Annotated in this window: 14 protein-coding genes; 7 read left to right on the forward strand and 7 right to left on the reverse strand. The window is 37.1% G+C overall.

What is annotated here, in order from left to right:
• Window positions 1-8: 8 nt before the first annotated feature.
• Genes infB through rimP form a run of 3 tightly spaced genes read right to left on the reverse strand, consistent with a single transcriptional unit; the run spans window position 9 to window position 4,504 of the window.
• A complete protein-coding gene (gene infB / locus IPJ53_02960; GenBank protein MBK7798050.1) occupies window positions 9-2,681 on the reverse strand; it encodes a translation initiation factor IF-2 in 2,673 nt (890 codons plus the stop codon).
• Window positions 2,682-2,732: 51 nt separating this feature from the next.
• Window positions 2,733-3,968 carry a transcription termination/antitermination protein NusA gene (gene nusA, locus IPJ53_02965; protein MBK7798051.1) on the reverse strand — a complete coding sequence of 412 codons (1,236 nt, stop codon included), beginning with the start codon at window positions 3,966-3,968 and terminating at the stop codon, window positions 2,733-2,735.
• Window positions 3,965-4,504, reverse strand: coding sequence for a ribosome assembly cofactor RimP (rimP, locus tag IPJ53_02970; protein ID MBK7798052.1), 540 nt, complete (start codon window positions 4,502-4,504; stop codon window positions 3,965-3,967). Before rimP ends, nusA begins: the two co-directional genes overlap by 4 nt.
• 18 nt (window positions 4,505-4,522) lie before the next feature.
• Here rimP and mqnC point away from each other — a divergent pair, with 18 nt between their 5' ends.
• Window positions 4,523-5,665 (forward strand): dehypoxanthine futalosine cyclase, encoded by a 1,143-nt coding sequence (gene mqnC / locus IPJ53_02975; GenBank protein MBK7798053.1) that lies wholly within the window; start codon window positions 4,523-4,525, stop codon window positions 5,663-5,665.
• A gap of 2 nt (window positions 5,666-5,667) precedes the next feature.
• The gene (locus IPJ53_02980; protein MBK7798054.1) at window positions 5,668-6,498 is read left to right on the forward strand and encodes a purine-nucleoside phosphorylase; all 831 of its coding nucleotides are present in this window, start codon (window positions 5,668-5,670) and stop codon (window positions 6,496-6,498) included.
• Window positions 6,499-6,540: 42 nt separating this feature from the next.
• Here IPJ53_02980 and IPJ53_02985 read toward each other — a convergent pair whose 3' ends face one another.
• Window positions 6,541-8,139, reverse strand: a complete 1,599-nt coding sequence (locus IPJ53_02985) for a tetratricopeptide repeat protein (protein MBK7798055.1) — start codon at window positions 8,137-8,139, stop codon at window positions 6,541-6,543.
• Window positions 8,140-8,273: 134 nt separating this feature from the next.
• Window positions 8,274-9,209 carry a substrate-binding domain-containing protein gene (locus tag IPJ53_02990; GenBank protein ID MBK7798056.1) on the reverse strand — a complete coding sequence of 312 codons (936 nt, stop codon included), beginning with the start codon at window positions 9,207-9,209 and terminating at the stop codon, window positions 8,274-8,276.
• Between the two features lie 242 nt (window positions 9,210-9,451).
• On the opposite strand from IPJ53_02990, the gene IPJ53_02995 reads away from it, so the two are divergent.
• On the forward strand, window positions 9,452-11,698 hold the full coding sequence (locus tag IPJ53_02995) for a sodium-translocating pyrophosphatase (protein MBK7798057.1): 2,247 nt from the start codon (window positions 9,452-9,454) through the stop codon (window positions 11,696-11,698).
• A gap of 878 nt (window positions 11,699-12,576) precedes the next feature.
• On the opposite strand, the gene IPJ53_03000 is transcribed toward IPJ53_02995, so the two are convergent.
• The gene (locus tag IPJ53_03000; GenBank protein ID MBK7798058.1) at window positions 12,577-13,635 is read right to left on the reverse strand and encodes a glycosyltransferase family 4 protein; all 1,059 of its coding nucleotides are present in this window, start codon (window positions 13,633-13,635) and stop codon (window positions 12,577-12,579) included.
• Between the two features lie 104 nt (window positions 13,636-13,739).
• Entirely contained in the window at window positions 13,740-15,869 is a 2,130-nt protein-coding gene (locus tag IPJ53_03005) for an elongation factor G (protein ID MBK7798059.1), read from the reverse strand.
• 346 nt (window positions 15,870-16,215) lie between these two features.
• Here IPJ53_03005 and IPJ53_03010 point away from each other — a divergent pair, with 346 nt between their 5' ends.
• The 4 genes from IPJ53_03010 (at window position 16,216) to IPJ53_03025 (ending at window position 19,526) form a co-directional block, all read left to right on the forward strand.
• Entirely contained in the window at window positions 16,216-17,844 is a 1,629-nt protein-coding gene (locus IPJ53_03010; GenBank protein MBK7798060.1) for a S41 family peptidase, read from the forward strand.
• A 1-nt stretch (window position 17,845) separates the two neighbouring features.
• On the forward strand, window positions 17,846-18,544 hold the full coding sequence (gene tsaB / locus IPJ53_03015; GenBank protein MBK7798061.1) for a tRNA (adenosine(37)-N6)-threonylcarbamoyltransferase complex dimerization subunit type 1 TsaB: 699 nt from the start codon (window positions 17,846-17,848) through the stop codon (window positions 18,542-18,544).
• A gap of 140 nt (window positions 18,545-18,684) precedes the next feature.
• Window positions 18,685-19,023, forward strand: a complete 339-nt coding sequence (locus IPJ53_03020) for a helix-turn-helix transcriptional regulator (GenBank protein ID MBK7798062.1) — start codon at window positions 18,685-18,687, stop codon at window positions 19,021-19,023.
• 182 nt (window positions 19,024-19,205) lie between these two features.
• Complete coding sequence (locus IPJ53_03025; GenBank protein ID MBK7798063.1) at window positions 19,206-19,526, forward strand: helix-turn-helix transcriptional regulator; 321 nt, start codon at window positions 19,206-19,208, stop codon at window positions 19,524-19,526.
• The last annotated feature ends 16 nt before the right edge of the window (window positions 19,527-19,542 follow it).

Raw genomic sequence — 19,542 nt, forward strand, 5'->3', positions numbered from 1 at the left:
GAAATAACTTACTTAAGTGTTTGCTTAACTTCAGTGATTTCGTAGGCTTCCACAATGTCCCCAACTTTGATGTCATTGAAATTCTTGATGGCTATACCGCATTCCATATTTTCTTTGACTTCCTTAACATCATCTTTAAAACGCTTGAGCGATTGCAGTTCGGCCATTCCCCCTTCTTTGTTTGGGTAAATAACTATTCCATTCCTTATCACCCTGATTGGATTATTCCTGGCTATTTTACCATCTATCACGATTCCACCGGCAACGGTTCCAACTTTAGTGATTTTAAATACATCCCGGACTTCTACCTGACCGACAATTTTTTCTTCTTTGGTTGGCTCAAGCATACCTTCCATTGCAGCTTTAATTTCTTCAATGGCTTCATAGATTATAGAATAGGTTTTTATTTCCACCCCTTCTTTTTCTGCCAAAGTCCTTGCTGCCGGAGAAGGTCTAACCTGGAATCCTATAACAATAGCATCTGAAGCAGATGCTAATAATATGTCGGATTCAATAATTTGACCTACCGCTTTATGAAGTACCGATACTTTTATACTTTCAACTGAAAGTTTGATCAAACTGTCGGAAAGCGCTTCAACAGATCCATCCACGTCTCCTTTAATAATCAGGCGCAATTCTTTAAAATTACCCAAAGCCAAACGTCTCCCAATTTCATCCAAAGATATCCTCTTGGAGGCTCTATTGGCTTGCTCTCTGCTAATTTGCGCTCTTTTGGTTGCAATAAGTCTGGCTTCAGACTCATCTTCCATAACCTTGAATTTTTCTCCTGCAGTTGGAGCTCCGGTTAAACCCAATACCATGACCGGGGAAGAAGGTCCGGCTGATTTAAGTTTTTGTCCACGTTCATTGAACATGGCCTTAATTTTACCAGCGTTTTCTCCAGCAATGACTACATCACCCACTTCCAGCGTTCCATTTTGAACAAGTAATTTTGCCACATAACCGCGACCCTTGTCCAAAGATGCTTCCACCACTGTTCCAGAAGCTAATCTATCCGGATTTGCCTTTAGGTCAAGGACTTCTGCTTCCAGAATTATTTTTTCCAATAAAGATTCAATCCCAAGTCCAGTTTTTGCTGAAATTTCTTGAGAAGAATATTTTCCTCCCCAGGAATCCACAAGGAAATTCATTTGGGACAGTTCATTTTTTATTCGTTCAGGATCAGCCCCTGGTTTGTCTATTTTGTTTATTGCGAACACTATAGGCACGTTTGCTGCCTGAGCATGGGCAATAGCTTCCTTAGTTTGCGGCATAATTCTATCATCTGCAGCCACAATAATAACAGCGACATCAGTGATTTTTGCCCCTCTAGCCCTCATAGCGGTGAACGCTTCGTGTCCGGGAGTATCGAGGAAGGTAATTTTCTTCTGATCCGGCCCAACCTTTACTTCATAAGCACCAATATGTTGGGTAATTCCGCCAGCCTCACCAGAAACTACATTTGTTTTTCTGATGTAGTCTAAGAGAGACGTCTTTCCATGATCGACATGTCCCATCACAGTTACAATAGGTGCTCTTGGAATCAGATCCTCAGGTGCGTCTTCATCATCGGATTCTATTTCCGTAGTTTCTTCAGCAGAAATAAATTCAATTTTTTTATCGAATTCCTCCGCGAGAATTTCGATAACTTCTGCATCCAATCGTTGATTAATAGACACGATAATACCCATATTCATGCATGTCATGATGACATCAGTAACAGGTATATCCATCAAACTGGCTATCTCAGACACTGTTACAAATTCGGTGAGATGTATGACGTCAGTATGGGCATTTGATTCTGCCAATTCTGCTTTTTCACGCATTTCATCCCTTTTGTCTCTTCTGATTTTCTGCCTTTTATTTTTTCCACTAAAATTAAGGCGAGCCATTGTGGCCTTGATTTTATCTTCCACCTCTTTTTTAGAGACCTCCTTAACTTCCGGAGCATCCTGAGTATTTCGACCTCTATTGGTTTGCGTATTTCTATTTTCTGAACCAAAGTCAGTTGGACTGACTTTTTTGCGTTTCCGCTTTCTTTTTTTGGCATCTTCCTCGCTTTCTTTTTTAGCAGATTCAGATGGTTTGACAGAAGTATCTGTAGTTTTTTTCGGCTCTTCTTTCTTTTTTGAAGGTTCTTTAAATTTGTTGGTATCAATTTTACCAAGGATTTTCAAACCTTTCAAAGTAGGCGTTTCTACTCTGGTAATTTCGTTCTCTCCTTCAATTGGAGGAATTACCTCCGGCTCCGGCTGAGGTATTTCAACTTCTTTTACCTCCGGTTCAGGTTTTTCGAGTTCAATTTTTCCAATAACCTTTAGCTTAGGCATATCAGCCTCATCCAATTTAGCTTTGAAGATTTCTTCAGATTCTTTTTCACTTTTTATTTTAGGAGCAGGAGGGGCAGGAGGAGGTGCTGATGGGGTGCCAAACAAATTTATTTCTGGTTTAGGTAATACCTTTTCCTTAACCGGGGCCACCACAGTTTTTTGTAATTGCGCAGCTTGCTCTTTCTCAGTAATAGACCCTTGAAACTCCTTTAGGAGCTCATTATACATTTCATCTGTAACCTTGGCTGTAGGTTTGTTGTCAATGTCAAATCCTTTCAACTGAAGGTAATCGACTATTGTACTCAACCCTATGTTAAATTCAGTGGCTACTTTTATTAATATTTTGGTCATCCTTAATTTTTACCTTTATTCTTCTTTAATCTGCTGCTTTTAGCATGATAATTAATCTTCAAATTCTTTTGCCAGGATATCCAGTACTTCTTTAACGGTCTCTTCTTCCAAATCTGTCCTTCTAATTAATTCTTCCGCACTAAGATTAAGTACACTTCTGGCAGTATCACAACCTATGTTTTTCAAGGCATCAATAATCCATTCTTCAATCTCATCTTTAAATTCGTCCAAATCCACATCATCCACTTCACCTTCCACCTGATCACGGTAAACATCAATTTCATAACCGGTCAGCTTAGATGCTAGCTTTATGTTTGACCCACCTCTTCCGATTGCCAAAGACAGTTGATCGGCATTTAAATAGACACTGGCTTTTTTATTTTTTTCATCTATTTCAATACTGTTCACTTTTGCAGGAGTCAAGGATCTTTGAATATATAAATTAAGATTATTTGTAAAATTAACGATGTCTATGTTTTCATTTCTTAATTCTCTCACGATTCCATGAATCCTGGAACCTTTCATACCAACACATGCACCCACAGGATCCACTCTATCATCAAAAGATTCTACCGCAACTTTTGCCCTTTCTCCCGGAATTCGAACGATTTTTCGTATTGCAATCAATCCATCTTCAATTTCTGGCACTTCTTGTTCCATTAGTCTTTGAAGGAAGGTGGAGTCTGTCCTGCTGAGGTGAATAACAGGAAGACTGTTTTTCATTTCAACCTTTTTAATTACAGCCCTAACGATATCTCCTTTTCTGAAATGGTCACCTTTAATCATTTCAGTTCTTGGAAGAATTAATTCATTATTTGTTGCATCATCAATTATTAAAAGTTCTCTTTTAAGGACCTGATTCACTTCACCAATAACCAACTCACCTTCCCGTTCAGAATACCTTTTAAAGACATCATCTTTTTCGAGTTCCATAACCCTCGAAACTAAAGTTTGTCGTGCGGCCATGATGGCCCTCCTACCAAAATCATCCAAGTTTACTTGCTCATAGCATTCTGCACCAACCTCATAATCTTCATCAATTACAAGAGCCTCGGAAATTGCTATTTCTTTTAAATCGTCTGTTACCTCACCGTCTGGGACAATCGATCTAATCCTCCAGATTTCAAGATCCCCCTTTTGGGCATTAACGATGACGTTAAAATTATCATCTGATCCATATTTCTTTTTGATCAATGAACGGAACACATCCTCAAGGACTCTCATCATTGTTGGACGGTCTATATTTTTACCTGCTTTGAATTCAGCAAAAGTTTCAACTAATTTCATATTTTGACAATAATTTTAGCTTCTTTAATTTGTTGATAAGGTACCAGAATCTGTTTTATTTCTTTAATTTTCTTTTTATTCTCTTTCCGTATTTCTTCCCACTCAAGGGTAATTTTTTCAAGGTCTGCTTGTATTAGTTTTCCTTGAAGTTGGGATCCATCTATTTGAACCATTTTTAATTCACGGCCAATATTTTTAACATATTGCCTAGGAAATTTTAATGGCCTGCTTAATCCGGCAGAAGAAACCTCTAAAACGTAATCTTCACCAAACCACTTATTTTGGTCAAAGTGTTCTTCAAGGAAGCGACTAATTTGGCGACAGGTTTCCAATTGGATTCCACTGTCACTATCCAGGAAAACACCTACATTTTTACCTTTTTGTTCAAGAGCAACCAGAAAACAATCTTGAAAGTTTTCTTCTTTGAACTTTTCCAATAAAAGATTATGTACTTCTTCTGTATACATTTCTTGCTTACAGGCAACAAAAAAGGGAACTTTCTGTTCCCTTTCTGTAAAACCAGTGCAAATATACATATTTTTGGCCAATATTGTATGCAAAAAGAGCAGCTTTTATATAGGGCCCTCAATAAAGAATATCTCTCTGCCGCTGAGGGATTGTTCCTTTTTGAAAATGCCTCCACCCCTGAACTTATGTGGGTGGGAAACCAATTAAGACAAGAGCAGAATCCGGGTAATAAGGTCACCTGGATTATTGATCGAAATTCCAACACCACCAACGTATGTGTAGCGAACTGTAAATTCTGCAATTTTTACCGTCCACCGGGGCATAAAGAATCCTACATAACCAATATCGATGAATACAAATTCAAAATCGAGGAAATGTTTAAACTTGGTGGAGAGCAGTTGCTTTTGCAAGGAGGGCATCATCCAGATTTGGGCTTGAGTTATTATGTAGATTTATTTAAAGAGTTAAAATCTCTATATCCTAATTTAAAGTTGCATGCATTAGGGCCTCCTGAAATTGCACACATAGCTAAACTTGAAAAAACCAACCATACTGAAGTTTTATCAGCATTAATTAAAGCGGGTCTTGATTCTTTACCAGGAGCAGGTGCTGAGATATTAAATGACCGTGTTAGACGATTAGTATCTAAGGGAAAATGTGGTGCAAAGGAATGGCTTGATGTCATGAGGGCAGCTCACCAGTTGGGGCTTACCACTTCCGCTACCATGATGTTTGGTCACGTTGAAACCAATCTTGAGAGAATGGAACATTTGGTTCTATTGAGAGAGGTTCAGACAGAAAAGCCTAAGGATGCAAACGGGTTTTTAGCTTTTATTCCATGGCCTTTTCAAGATGAAGGCACCATGTTAAGAAAGCTCAAAAGAGCCAGAAATGCATGCACACAGGATGAATACATCCGAATGATAGCAATGAGCAGAATTATGCTTCCAAACATCATTCATATTCAAGCCTCCTGGCTTACAGTTGGGAAGACTACTGCCCAAATTTGTCTCCATTCAGGAGCTGATGATTTTGGAAGTATTATGATAGAAGAAAATGTAGTCTCTGCCGCGGGAGCGCAGCAAAGGTTTACTGCAAAGGGGATTCAGGATGCAATCAAAGAGGCAGGTTTTATCCCACAATTGCGAAATCAACAATATGAGTTTTTACCTCTTCCTAAAATACTTGAACAACAGGTACTTGATCCTCAAACGATGATAATTGATTAAGAATGAGCGTAAGTCTTTTTGATGAAATTCAACAAAGTTCTGTATTTATTAAAGAAAGATTTAGTACCATTCCTAAACATGTTATTGTCCTGGGAACAGGCCTTGGCAATTTAGTGAACAGGTTAGAAGTTATAAAGGAGATTAGTTATAAAGTAATACCAAATTTTGTTCCAACCACTGTAGAAAGCCATTCAGGAAAATTAATTCTTGCAAAATGGAAAGGAGTTGAATTGCTTTTGTTATCAGGAAGACTTCATTATTATGAAGGTTACTCCATTCAAGAAGTTACCTATCCGATTCGCGTTCTTCATGAACTGGGTGTAAATAGAATTTGGCTTACAAATGCCAGCGGGTCGGTGAATCCACATTTGAATGCCGGAGAAATTGTATTCATTGATGATCATATTAATTTTCATCCTGAAAATCCTCTTAGAGGGGCTTATGATCCCAGATTAGGTATTCGTTTTCCTGATATGTCTTCCACTTATGCCCCTGAAGAATTAGCGATCGCTAAAAGGTCTTGTGAAAAATTGAAAATAGAATTTAAGAAAGGGATCTATTTTGGACTTCAAGGTCCTAGTCTAGAGACTCCTGCTGAATACAGAATGATTAAGCTTTTAGGCGCAGATATAGTGGGGATGTCGACTGTGCCTGAAGTTATTGTTGCGCATCAATGTGGAATGAAAATATTGGGTGCTTCGATAGTTTCAAATTCATCACCTGAAACGGGATTGCATGAAGTTACCACATTAGAAAGCGTGATTGAAACAATTAGAAATTCGTCTGAAAAATTATTTGATGTTTTTGAGCAGATGTTGCATGAAAAAACTTGACTGATTTTATTCAGTCAAGTTTTTTCAATGTGGCAACAGAATTTATTTTTTATTTAGAATTTTAAGGGCTTCAAGAGCTCTTTCATCTGCAGGGTCTAGAGAGGTTGTCAATTCGAAATATGTTTTGGCCATTGCATAGTTTTCATCGCGTACAGAACTATAACCTAAATAATTATAAGCATTTATAAGGTTCTTTTTAACACTGATCTTTTCTTTATCAACAACAGCAAACTCAATATACTTTTCATAAAATGGTTTTGCAAGAGAATTTATTTGATTTGAATCTAATTCTATGTTACATTTTGCTCTCATCAACCATCCATTCGCATAATTTGGAGTAACAGTTAATACCTTGGCAAAACTTGAATCTGCTTTATCATAATAGCCCTGATTGAAAAGTGCAAGTCCTAAATAGTATTGGTCAGTATTGTTCAGAGGTTGAATACTTTCCTTTTTTGCATACCAGTCTGCTGATCGGTCGTACATCTTTTGGTCATAGTATGCTTTTGCTAAGAGTCCATAAATTTCGTTTGATCTTGACGGATCAAGTTCAAGTACTTTCAAATAGTTTTTTTCAGCAATTTCCATTTTTTTAAGCTTTGCTGAGGCTTTGGCAAAATATTCATAATCAGAAGGAAAAGTTTTTCTTGCTGTATCCTCACTTACGGCTGAAAATAACTTTTCGCTGGCGATAAATGATTCCTCAGCTTTGTCAAGCTCACTGTATGACCAGGCCAACCACCTATAAATAGTATATTGTTCAGGGTTGGTAGCAATTATTTTATTTCCTTCTATAATGGCTCTTTCATAATCCTTTGCCTGAAAACAAAGGAACTTTACCAATCTGACTTTTGCACCAACATCATCACCGGAAAGTGAAACATATTTTTCTAAAATTGGAAGGACTTTGCTATAATTTTTGTTTTTTATGTATTGCTCATAAAGTTCTTTGTAGGCAATTGCATAGTCCGGTTTAATGACGATCGCAGCTTCTAGTTTTTCAATACCAAGATCATATTTTTTGCTGGCACTCCAGATCCTGGCCATCTTTACATAAGTCTCAGGATTACTTTTGTCTTTTTCCACAGCAGTCTCATACGAGGTCATAGCAGCACCCAAATCTGATTTGGCCAATTGCGCGTCACCTAAATGAATCCAATATCTGGCAATTTTAGGGTCAAGGTCTCTTGCTTTGGTTAAATATTCTAAAGCCTCATCTGGCATTGGTTTTTTGCTGTAAAGGAAGGCATCTCCGACAAGTCCAATTATTTGATGATTTTTATTATTTCCCTTCAGCGCACCATCAAATAATTTCCTGGCCTCAGAAACTCTTGCATTGTCCAACTCAAGTTTTCCAAGTCCAATTCGACATTCATCGCATTTAGAACTTGTATTTAAACCAATTTGGTAAGCTGTTTTTGCGGCTTCATAGTTTTCCAACGCATAATGCACCTCCCCAATGTAATAAGCATAGAGCGGGTTTTTTGGATCTGAGACATTCAATTTGGTAAAAGTATTCAATGCAGCAGAATAATTTTCGTTTTCCAATTGTTTAATTCCATCTTGGAGAGATTGAGAATTTGATATTAAAGCATTGAAAAACAGCAATATAGACAAAATCAGGATTCTGTTCTTATTCATTTGGTTGATTTTAAAGCTGGCAAAATTAAAAGTTTTCATGGTAATTTATTTAGAATTCAGGCGAGTTGCCATTTAACCATTTGACACTAAAAACAACTTAATCGTTCGGAATTCAATGTTAAATTTAAATTAAATCACTCTACAACCTTCGGGTCCGAGTTTTTTAGTTCAATCCAACGGTCAGATTGGTACTTAGGTAACAACCCAGCCTTCAGTATAATTTTTTGACCAATTTCGCCTGCAATAAATGAAGCAAAGCCTAAGCCTAGATCAGACTTTCCGGATCTGCTAATCACAAAAAGATCTCTTGTAAAGGGATAATTTCCCTGACTGAGCATATACTGAAATGGGGCCAGGAATCCATTTTGTATAGAATCTATAGGTCTACTGATCTTGATGATTTTAAAGTTTTTGATTTTATTTTTGGCATTTATGTCATCTGAATCACTCCACTCGCTCCAGTCAACCACACCAAGTGAATGAGGATGAGTTGAAAGATAATTCAATATTTCTTCTTTAGAGTTCAATGCAAACATTTGTGCCGAAGGGTTAGTAACATTTGCTCTAATCAACAGATCCATTGCCAATCCAGATTGCTTATCCTCGATGACGAGACTTTTAAAAAAGCCGTCGCTTTCTATTCCCTTTACAAGCTTAATAATATCTTCATAAGTTATGTTGCTGTCTCTGCTGGCTTGTGAAGAAATGAAGGCGAGCGCACTTGTGGCGAAGGGGAATTCCCGTGGATGAATGTTTTGTTTTTTATGTAAGAAATCCTTTTCAGAATCTGAAAGTTTTCTACATGTGATGATGGTTTGAACAGAGTCAATAAAAAATTTATTGAACAAGTCATTTTCATTTAGAAAATCTAATTCCACTTTTGCATATGGATAATCCCTTTCAAAGATATTTTCTTGTTGTAAAATGAGATCTTTTAAACTCTTATCACAACTAACCTTCACCTCACCTAATGTAGGGGAACTTTCTTTTTGTGTATCATTTTTGCAGGAGCATAAAATAAATAGAACAGAGAAAATTAAACTGACCGTTGTGCTTAGTTTTGAAATCATATCGTAAAGTAATTTTGAATTTTCTGATTGAAATGAAAATGAATAATTATTAACATAAATATTGAATAGATATTTTCAATTTGACCTTTCCATCAGAATGTTAATTAGGTTTTATTTTTAATACAACAGACCAATTTAGCAATTGTTAGTTTTATTATGAACGTTGAGATCGACCCATTAGCGGCTTAAGTTGGGATTTTTGATAATTCCGTTATCTTTGCGGCTCAAAAAACGTTAAAACCATGGAAAATCTTGTTTACCTCATACCTCTATTTGGTATTCTTGGCTTAATATATATGGCCTACTTATACAATTGGGTCTCAAAACAAGATCCAGGAGATGCCAAAATGAAAGGCATTTCAGACCATATAGCGGAAGGTGCAATGGCTTTTTTAAAGGCTGAATATAGAGTTTTAGCCATTTTTGTAGTAATTGCCGGATCATTGCTAGGAGTTTTAAGTAGTCTGGTAGATACTACCCACTGGCTTATTGTAGTAGCTTTTGTATTGGGAGCTATTTTTTCTGTAAGTGCAGGGTATATAGGTATGAAGATTGCAACAAAGGCAAACGTCAGAACCACCCAAGCAGCCAGAACCAGCCTCGGAAAGGCCTTACAGGTTTCTTTTAAAGGAGGAACTGTAATGGGTTTGGGTGTTGCCGGACTTGCAGTGTTGGGGCTCTGTGGATTATTCGCTTTGTTTTTTATGTATTTTATGGGAGGTATTTGGGAAGTAGCTACTATAAAAGGCATCAGTCGCCAACCGGTTGAAGCGATGAGTATTATTCTTGAAGTCTTAGCTGGGTTTTCAGTTGGAGCTGAATCAATTGCCCTTTTTGCCAGAGTAGGAGGAGGAATTTATACTAAAGCGGCGGATGTGGGAGCAGATTTAGTTGGTAAGGTGGAAGCCGGAATTCCCGAAGATGATCCTAGAAATCCTGCAACCATTGCGGATAATGTTGGAGACAACGTAGGAGATGTGGCAGGTATGGGTGCAGATCTTTTTGGATCCTACGTTGCTACAGTTCTTGCTGCCATGGTTTTGGGAAATTATGTAATAAGGGATATGGGGGGCAACATTACAGCTACGGATAATTTTGGTGGATTGGGTCCTATTCTATTGCCTATGTTGTTGGCAGGATTGGGAATAATATTTTCAATTTTAGGTTCCTTTTTAGTTAAAGTAAAAAATGACCAGGCAAGAGAGCAGGAGGTTCAATCTGCTTTGAATCTTGGAAACTGGAGCTCAATAGCTTTGACTGCTGTAGCTTCTTATTTTTTAATTCAATGGATGCTTCCAGAAACCATGACCATGAAATTCTTTGGCAAGGGGGATGTAAGTGTCAGTCCAAATGAAGTTTTTTATGCCGTTTTAATTGGTCTTTTTGTAGGGGGTGCAATATCCTGGTTGACAGAATTATTCACTGGTTTAGGAAAAGGACCTGTACTTGATATAGTCAGAAAATCTGGAACCGGAGCAGCCACAAATATTATTGGAGGTTTAAGTTCAGGAATGCTCAGTACTGCCGGCCCTGTTTTACTATTTGCAGCGGCTATTTGGGGAGCTTATTCATTTGCTGGATTTTATGGAGTAGCAATAGCGGCTTCCGCGATGATGGCAACCACAGCGATGCAATTGGCCATTGACGCATTTGGTCCAATTGCTGATAATGCAGGCGGAATTGCTGAAATGAGTGAATTACCAAAGGAGGTTAGAACGAAGACTGACATACTTGATTCAGTAGGCAATACAACTGCAGCTATTGGAAAAGGCTTTGCAATTGCCTCTGCTGCTTTAACTGCCCTTGGTTTATTTGCAGCGTATGTCACCTTTACAGGAATTGATGGTATCAATATATTTAAAGCAGATGCCCTAGCGGCTTTGTTTGTCGGAGGTATGATACCCGTTGTATTTTCTGCATTGGCAATGAGATCAGTGGGGAAGGCGGCGATGGAAATGGTAAACGAAGTTAGGAGACAATTTAGAGAGATTCCAGGAATTATGGAAGGTACTGGAAAACCTGAATATGCTAAGTGTGTAGCAATATCAACCAAAGCAGCTTTGCGTGAGATGATGTTGCCGGGGCTTATCACAATTGTAGTCCCTGTTTTGATTGGATTCTTTATGGGACCTGAGCCATTGGGTGCATACATGGCAGGAGTTTGTGTCAGCGGAGTAGTTTGGGCTATCTTTCAAAACAATGCAGGAGGCGCTTGGGACAATGCCAAAAAATCTTTTGAGGCAGGTGTTGTGATAGATGGTGTAACTTATTACAAAGGATCTGAGCCACATAAAGCTGCGGTAATTGGAGATACAGTTGGGGATCCATTCAAAGATACATCTGGCCCTTCCATGAATATATTAATAAAGCTGACTTGTCTAGTTGGTTTGACCATTGCTCCAATTTTAGGAAAGATGTACGGTAAAGGTCATGCTGGGTTATCAACCCCTGAAAAAACAGAAATAGGCATGCATTACGGAAAGAAGTAATTACTGATTATAAATTAGGGAAAGGCGTTGATTTTTAAATGTGCAAATATTTAATTTACCTTACATATACACACATTTAGGTAAATTAAATCTCACTATTATCAATAAAATGCAATGTTGGTGATTTTACATCTTCCAACAATAAGTTGGGTATAATTTTATTTATTTGAATTGGCAATATCCAGAGATATAATATTTTTAATAAATTTAATTTACTCCGAAGGTATTTGATTTATCTTACTGTAAATTTAAGATCCACTTACTCCAGTGTTATTTTGACAAATTGTGTCCTGCTGTAAATTTTGAACACTACATGTGTAATTTTTAAGGGAGGACGAATGTGGTGGAATTTTTAATTTGACATTTGATTTTTTTTTGCTGAACGCCTAGAAGTTTCGAATAATGAATTCGAGAATTATTGGATATTTATTAGTTCCAACATTTTATTTGTTTGATTACTTACTTAGTTGAATTAATGAAAATTTTATTAACCATAATTGTCACAGGTAAATTTTCATTCAACCAAATGATATATTTTTTCCGTTAAATTATTAATGTTATAATATTGAATTTCACTTTTACCATCGGTGTTTGTAGGGTGCTCTATTTTACAATGGGTTGAGCGTCGCACTTTTTTTAACAGTTGAATTATTATTAATGACTGATGCAATAACAAATTTCACACAACTAAAAAACGGCGCTAAATCGTTTATCTAGCGCCGCTGAATGAATGAGAATGAAACCTAAAATTTTAAGAATGAAATCTGTTAGGTATTATGTAAAAACCGTACCAATTCTATAAAAATAATATTTTTTTTAATTGTATATAATGTATGTAAATCCATAATTTACTCAAAAACAAATTAATACGTAAAATATTACCTTAGGTTTTCGTATATAAATTTTTGTTGATTCATGGTTATTTTTTCACTAAAATTTTTAATATGGGCTTTTCCTTTGGCAATAAGATCCCTTCTTAGCTCAGAATTGTGAGCTAATTCATTTAATTTTTGAGCGAATAATTCAGGTTCTGTTGTGTTTATAAAAACCCCTCCCATGCCAGCCGCTTCTTCAACTGCTGTTTGTTCATGTCCAATTACAGGTATTCCAATTGCTAAAGCCTCCACTGCAGGAATTCCAAAGCCTTCATTTAATGAAGGATAAATTAATGCTACTGCATTTGCATATGCAGCGCATAATTCTTTTGTACTAACTTTTTCCGGAAAGAAGCACCATTTATCTAATTCCATTTTTAAAACAGTCTCTTTGAATTCTTTTTTCATGGAACCCTCTCCAATAAATACAACCGGTATGCGATTTAATATCTTAGTTTTTTTTAAAGCTTCTAAAATGCTCCTTTGATTTTTTCTCGGATTAAAGCTACCGACTGAAATAAAGTATGTAGACGGCAGCCCATATTGTTTGCAAAAGCGAGATCTTAAATCTGCATCAATGGGTTCATAAAACTGTGATGCACAATTTTGGTAAACCACACTTATATTATTTGGATCAACGTCGTAAAATCTAATTAACTCCGATTTAGTTTTTTGACTTATTGAGATGATATGAGAAGCATGATTTACAGCATATTTGGTTTTAAGGTGATAGATATTGCGATCTATCATGGAATAATCATTTTTTCGGCTACGAAAAATTACATCGTGAATGGTCACTATTGATTTTATACATTTCTTATTATCTAGACGAGGTATCTCCCCGCTAAGCCCGTGAAATATACTGCCCTGGGAAATGATATTAGACAATCCAAAAATTCTTGTCAGTCCTAAAGGATTTGAATACTCAATACTTTTAATCCCATCCATTTCAAAGTCCTTTTGCCAAGGAGAGGATTTATGACCCGGTTTTAGGAGATACAAAAAATCTTCCGGATGATGCTCCAAGTATGATTTAATTAACCATCTTGCATAATTACCCAAGCCGGTTTTGTTGTAGAAAAGCCTTTTTGCATCAAAGAATATCTCCAATGATTAATGCTTATTATAATCCCTAAGTTAATTCCTAAGGTTAAAACAAAAGTAGGCTATTCTTCAGCTTCTTTATGCAAAGCTTGATACTCTTGCAATAATTTTTGCTGAATATCAGGAGATACCGGTGCATATTCTGCAATCTTCATGGAAAATTTAGCCTTACCTTGGGAGAGCGACCTAAGCGATGATGAATAATTATGCATTTCAGACAAGGGTACCTTTGCTTTGACCTTCTGGTAATGGCCATCGGAATCCATACCCATGATGATTGCCCTACGTGTTTGCAAGTCACCCATAATGTCTCCCATCACTTCATCCGAGCACAGGATTTCCAAGTCATAAACTGGTTCCATTATTTGAGCCCCGGCATGTTGGAACGCCTCTTTAAAAGCCATGGTGCCAGCAATCTGGAATGCCATATCGTTTGAATCCACAGGATGCATCTTTCCATCATAAACGGATACTCTGATATTGGTACAATACGAACCAGTGAGAGGACCTTCTATCATCTTATTCATAATGCCTTTCTTAATAGCGTTTGAAAATTTTGCATCAATGGATCCTCCAACGATGCACCAATAGAAAGCAAATTTTCCACCCCAATCCAATTCTTCGACCTCTTTGTTTCTAACTGTCAGCCCAGCAGGTTCCGGCATGTTATCAAAAAAAGGCTCCACCCTCATGTGGACTTCAGCAAACTGACCAGATCCCCCGGATTGTTTTTTATGCCGATAAGAAGTATCTGAAGATTTGGTAATGGTTTCAAGATATGGAATTCTCGGCTTAACAAAATCCATGTGCAGCCCGTGCAATTTTTCAATTCTGTATTTTACGAGATCGAGATGCATTTGTCCCTGACCATGTAAAAGATTTTGTTTAAGCCTCATGGATTGTTCAAAAATGAGTGTTGGGTCTTCCTCTTGAATTTCGTGAATTGCCTTCACAAGTTTTTCTAAATCATTTTTATTTTCTGTGTGAATGGCAGTCCTGATTCTTGGTTCAGGAAATGGAATAGGTTCAACTTCAATGTCATTACCTTTTACGCTGAGTGTATTATTCGTGTGGCTATCTTTTAATTTTACCAGAGCACCTAAATCCCCTGCGACCAATTCACTTACTGATTCACGATTTTTTCCATTGGAAACAAAGATTTGATTGATCCTTTCGTGGCCCCTATTTGAATTATTAATGAGCTCATCTCCAGCCTTTACTTTTCCGGAATAAACTTTGAAGTATGAAATTCTTCCAACTTTTGGTTCACTAAAGGTTTTATAAATAAAAATTGTGGCAGGCCCTGAAGTAGAAATCGCCAATTCGCCTTTGGTCAGCTTCGTGAGAGGCCTGTCAGCAGGAGAAGGACAGACATCGTTGATAAATCCCATGATTCTGCCTGTCCCCATATTTTTAATAGAGGAGGCACAAAAAACCGGAAACAAATGCTGTTTTGCGATCCCTTTTCGGAGACCTTCCGCAAGTTCAGATTCTTCCAAATTTCCAGTTTCAAAGAAATGTTCCATCAAGGTATCATCATTTTCGGCAGCCGCCTCCACGATGGCATTGTGCATTTTATTAGCACGATCTAATTCTGAGGCAGGAATATCTTTTTTTATGGGTTTGCCACCATCAGGACCAAATTCATACATTACCATTCTTAAAGCGTCAATAATTGAATTGAATCCTTTCCCTGGATTCAGGGGATATTGAAAAGGAATTAATTTTGGGCCAAATCTGGAGATGGCTTGTTCAAGAGTACTGTCAAAATCAGCTTTTTCATGGTCACACTGATTGATAACAAACATTCCTGGGAGTTGAAACTTTTCTTTGTATTCCCATATCAGTTCGGTTCCAACCTCTACACCATGGGCGGCATTGAGGACCATTATTCCAAGGTCCGAGACTTTCATAGAGGATAATATCTCACCAACAAAATCATCTGACCCGGGGGTGTCCACGATGTTGATTTTAGATTCTTTCCAATTTACATGCATGAGTTTGCTGAATAAGCTACCCCTTCTTTCTTGTTCGATGTCACTAAAATCGGAAACCGTATTTCCAGCTTCCACGGTTCCTCTGCGGGTGATGGCTTTGGATTCATAGAGCATTGCTTCAATCATGCTGGTTTTGCCACAATGTGAGTGGCCCAGCAAAACAACATTTCTGATGTGTTTGGGATCAGTACTCATTTTCGATTTGTTTTATGTGATTTAATTGAATGTTGTAAGGTATGAAATTCTCTATGAAATATAATGTGAAAACTAGTTGATAAAATAATATTTGGTATAAAATTTTATATTTCTCTATTATATTTTACAATAATTTCTTTGCGGCTAATTAATTGCAACATGAAAGAATAAAATTTTGTCTGAATGAAAAGTATGATGAAACAAGTTTGCCAAGTTGAACCCAATTATATATTTTTTGACAAACCCCAAAAGAATATAGGGGTGGATTGAAAATTTGGCACTAAACCTTTTCATTTGGCGTTTGTACTTTAGATTGAAAAGACAAGGTATGGTTAGAATGGAGAAAATGAAATGGCCTTTGGGATTGTTATTTGTTTTTATTTTGTGCTTAGGGGCAGCATGGAATTACAACAAGTACTTCGAAATTACCAAGAACATTGAAATATTTGCAAATGTATATAAGGAAATCAACGCAAACTATGTAGACGAGACAGATCCTTCCAAATTGATGAAGGCTGGAATTGACGCAATGCTAAATACCCTTGACCCATTTACAAATTATATCTCAGAGGCCCAGATTGAAAATTACCGCCTTGCGTTGGAGGGGCGCTATAATGGGATTGGTGCCAAGGCAAAAAAAATAGGCGATTATGTTACCATTACAGAAATTTATAAAGATTTTCCAGCCTTTAAGGCTGGTTTACAGATTGGAGACAAAGTCCTGGAAGTTAATGGACTTGATGCGAAGGGCAAGGAAAGTGAAGATCTGTACCAAATCATGCGAGGTGTTCCAAAGTCAGAAGTTGACGTAAAGATTCAACGGCCTGGAGAAAAAGAAACCCGAGTATTAAAATTAGTAAGAGATGAAGTTAATATACCCAATGTGCCCTATTCAGGAATGGTTAATGATCAAGTTGGGTATTTAATTTTAACGACCTTCACTGAAAATGCCGGCAGAAATGTTCAGGAAGCTGTTGTTAAGCTTAAAAAGGATAATCCGGGACTGAAAGGTGTCATTTTGGACCTTAGAGAAAATGGAGGTGGGTTATTGCATGAAGCTGTAAATGTTTGTAACACTTTTCTTCCACAGGGACAACTGATTGCAAGTACCAGGAGTAAATTAAAGGAAACCGACCAGAATTACAGTACCATGGCGGGCGCTGTAGATGAAAATATACCATTGGTTGTATTAATCAATAAGAATTCTGCCTCTGCCTCTGAAATAGTTAGTGGGGCCATACAAGATCTGGATCGTGGTGTTATTATTGGGCAAATCTCTTATGGTAAGGGATTGGTACAGAATACCAAGGATGTAGGCTATAATGCCAAGGTAAAGTTAACTATTTCTAAGTATTATATACCTTCTGGCCGTTGTATTCAAAGTGTCAGGTATGACAATGGCCTTAAAGTTCATTTACCAGATTCACTAAGGTCCACCTTCAAAACAAAAAATGGAAGAAATGTACTTGATGGGGGAGGAGTCAGACCGGATATTGAACTAAAAGAAGCTGATTACCCTTTGATTGTTCAAAAATTAATAGACGATAGTTGGATTTTTAATTATTGTACAGATTATCTTTTGAAGAATCCAGCTCCCGTAGATGCAAAAAGTTATAAATTTGAAAAGATCAATGAATTTATTGACTATCTGAGAGTTAACAAGTTTGATGACCGATCAGTTTTAGAGCAAAAACTGAAAGAATTGCTGGAATTGGCGTCAGACAATGCTTCGAAAGGCCTGACTGAGGAACTTGGACATATCAAAAAGGAGCTAGACGAAGATCAATGGAATCAAATTGAGAAGCACAAAGACCTCATTGGATTTGTTATTGGAGAAGAGTTGGTTGCGAGGAAATTTTATGAAAGTGGCAAGTTACTCAACAGGTTGCAGCATGATCCTTTGGTCAAAGAGGGAATAAAAATCCTGGCTGACCAAAATCATTATGATGTCATCCTAAATAGAAAGTCCAAATAGCTTGAATCACCTTTTACATGTAGAGACTTCGGGAAGGACCTGTTCAGTAGCAGTTTCCAATAATGGGAATCTCATTCATGAGATTAATAAGGAAGCTTCTGACCCTGTAAGATTTCTGAATTCCTGTATCAGAGATTGTCTGAAAGGATCTAATCTCAGGTTGGAACAAATTGAGGCGATCAGTATAAACATTGGTCCTGGAGCTTATACATCGCTTAGGGCAGGACTTGCGACCATCAAAGGATTGTGTGTGGGGTTAAGTAAACCTCTTATTCAGTTAAATGGGATGAGGCTTCTTGCAGAAGCTGCAAAAACCTCTTTGGTTGCGGAGATTCAGACTATTATTGTGCTGAAGCCTCTGCGGAAGGATCAGTATTTTGTTTGTCTCTATAAAAGGGATGGCTCTAACATGCAGGAGATACACACCAGTAAGATCGACGAAGTATTCTTTAGGGTGCACAATATTGTACCTGAAAAGGCATTAATAGTTGGAACGAATATAGTAGAAGATAGCTTTCAAATCTCAGATATTCAATGTGTTGTGAAGAATATTATTCCATTGGCAAGTCATCAAATTGAATTGGCATTCAGCTGTTTTCGAATGGGTCAATTTGAATCGATTCAAAACTCAGTTCCAGAATATTTGATGGACCCAAACATCACAACACCAAAGGAAAAGTTGCCTAACTCATTGAACTAAAACAGTATAAGAGCTATTAATGTATATAATAAACCGGCATATCAAAATTCGCCTACTAAAATAAATCCCAGTTATTCCAAAATTGGCACATTTTTGGATAATCCTTATTCGTTATTGCACATTTTATTAAATTCTGTGACATGAGGAATAAAAAAAACGAAACGATTACACTGAAAAAGGGCGGCAAAGAAATTCAGCTCGATTATGCGGACCTCAGGAAGGCCGTATTGGTTTTGCGCGCTGTCAACCACAAGCTTAGGCAGAGGGTGATTGACCTATTGGAGGAGCAAGACAAGCTCACTGTGACTGACATTTACATTAAGCTAAGGTTAGAGCAATCAGTAGCCTCTCAACATCTTGCCATTTTGCGTAGGGCAGGTGTGGTTGCAACAGACAGGCAGGGTAAATTTATTTACTATTCTCTGGATCGTGATCGTTTGAACCAAATATCTAAACTAGTTGAAGAACTAGCGGGATAGCAAATGTAAAACCGAGTAAAGTCTTTTTTTTTTTGATTAAAGCAAATACCTTACGTTACTTGTTTTAAATGACCACACAACAAATATTAAATTTTTTTAATATTTTGTTTTGAAATTAGAAATATCTTTAGATATTTGTGCTGTCAAGGTCATAACTACGAAAATCAAAATAAGAAACTTCAATGAAGAAGACTAAGGTATCTTTCAATGCAGTTAAGCTCGACTATTCCTGCGAGCTGATGAGGGCGTTAGCCCATCCACTGCGCCTGCAAATTCTGCAATTTATTGACAAGCAAGGAATTGTAAATGTTAACAAGATTTACAATGCTTTGAAAATTGAGCAATCTGTGACTTCACAGCATCTTAGTATTCTTAAGCTTGCGGGTGTATTGCAGACTGAAAAAGTTGGAAAGTATGTGCACTGTAAAATCAATTACGAGTGTGTGTACCGAGCACAACAAGCAGTCAAAAATTTTATAGGAACCAGTAAAAAATCTGCCTAAGGTCAAATTTTACAAA

The organism is Candidatus Vicinibacter affinis (assembly GCA_016714365.1).
GTDB lineage: Bacteria > Bacteroidota > Bacteroidia > Chitinophagales > Saprospiraceae > Vicinibacter > Vicinibacter affinis.

Bases quoted from the DNA above. Each gene is read 5' to 3' on its own strand.
- IPJ53_02990 (MBK7798056.1), bottom strand. From the start codon at position 9,209: ATGATTTCAAAACTAAGCACAACGGTCAGTTTAATTTTCTCTGTTCTA.
- IPJ53_03005 (MBK7798059.1), bottom strand. From the start codon at position 15,869: ATGAGTACTGATCCCAAACACATCAGAAATGTTGTTTTGCTGGGCCAC.
- IPJ53_02985 (MBK7798055.1), bottom strand. From the start codon at position 8,139: ATGAATAAGAACAGAATCCTGATTTTGTCTATATTGCTGTTTTTCAAT.
- nusA (MBK7798051.1), bottom strand. From the start codon at position 3,968: ATGAAATTAGTTGAAACTTTTGCTGAATTCAAAGCAGGTAAAAATATA.
- IPJ53_03020 (MBK7798062.1), top strand. From the start codon at position 18,685: ATGAGGAATAAAAAAAACGAAACGATTACACTGAAAAAGGGCGGCAAA.
- infB (MBK7798050.1), bottom strand. From the start codon at position 2,681: ATGACCAAAATATTAATAAAAGTAGCCACTGAATTTAACATAGGGTTG.
- IPJ53_03010 (MBK7798060.1), top strand. From the start codon at position 16,216: ATGAAATGGCCTTTGGGATTGTTATTTGTTTTTATTTTGTGCTTAGGG.
- IPJ53_03025 (MBK7798063.1), top strand. From the start codon at position 19,206: ATGAAGAAGACTAAGGTATCTTTCAATGCAGTTAAGCTCGACTATTCC.
- IPJ53_02995 (MBK7798057.1), top strand. From the start codon at position 9,452: ATGGAAAATCTTGTTTACCTCATACCTCTATTTGGTATTCTTGGCTTA.
- rimP (MBK7798052.1), bottom strand. From the start codon at position 4,504: ATGTATATTTGCACTGGTTTTACAGAAAGGGAACAGAAAGTTCCCTTT.
- mqnC (MBK7798053.1), top strand. From the start codon at position 4,523: ATGCAAAAAGAGCAGCTTTTATATAGGGCCCTCAATAAAGAATATCTC.
- IPJ53_02980 (MBK7798054.1), top strand. From the start codon at position 5,668: ATGAGCGTAAGTCTTTTTGATGAAATTCAACAAAGTTCTGTATTTATT.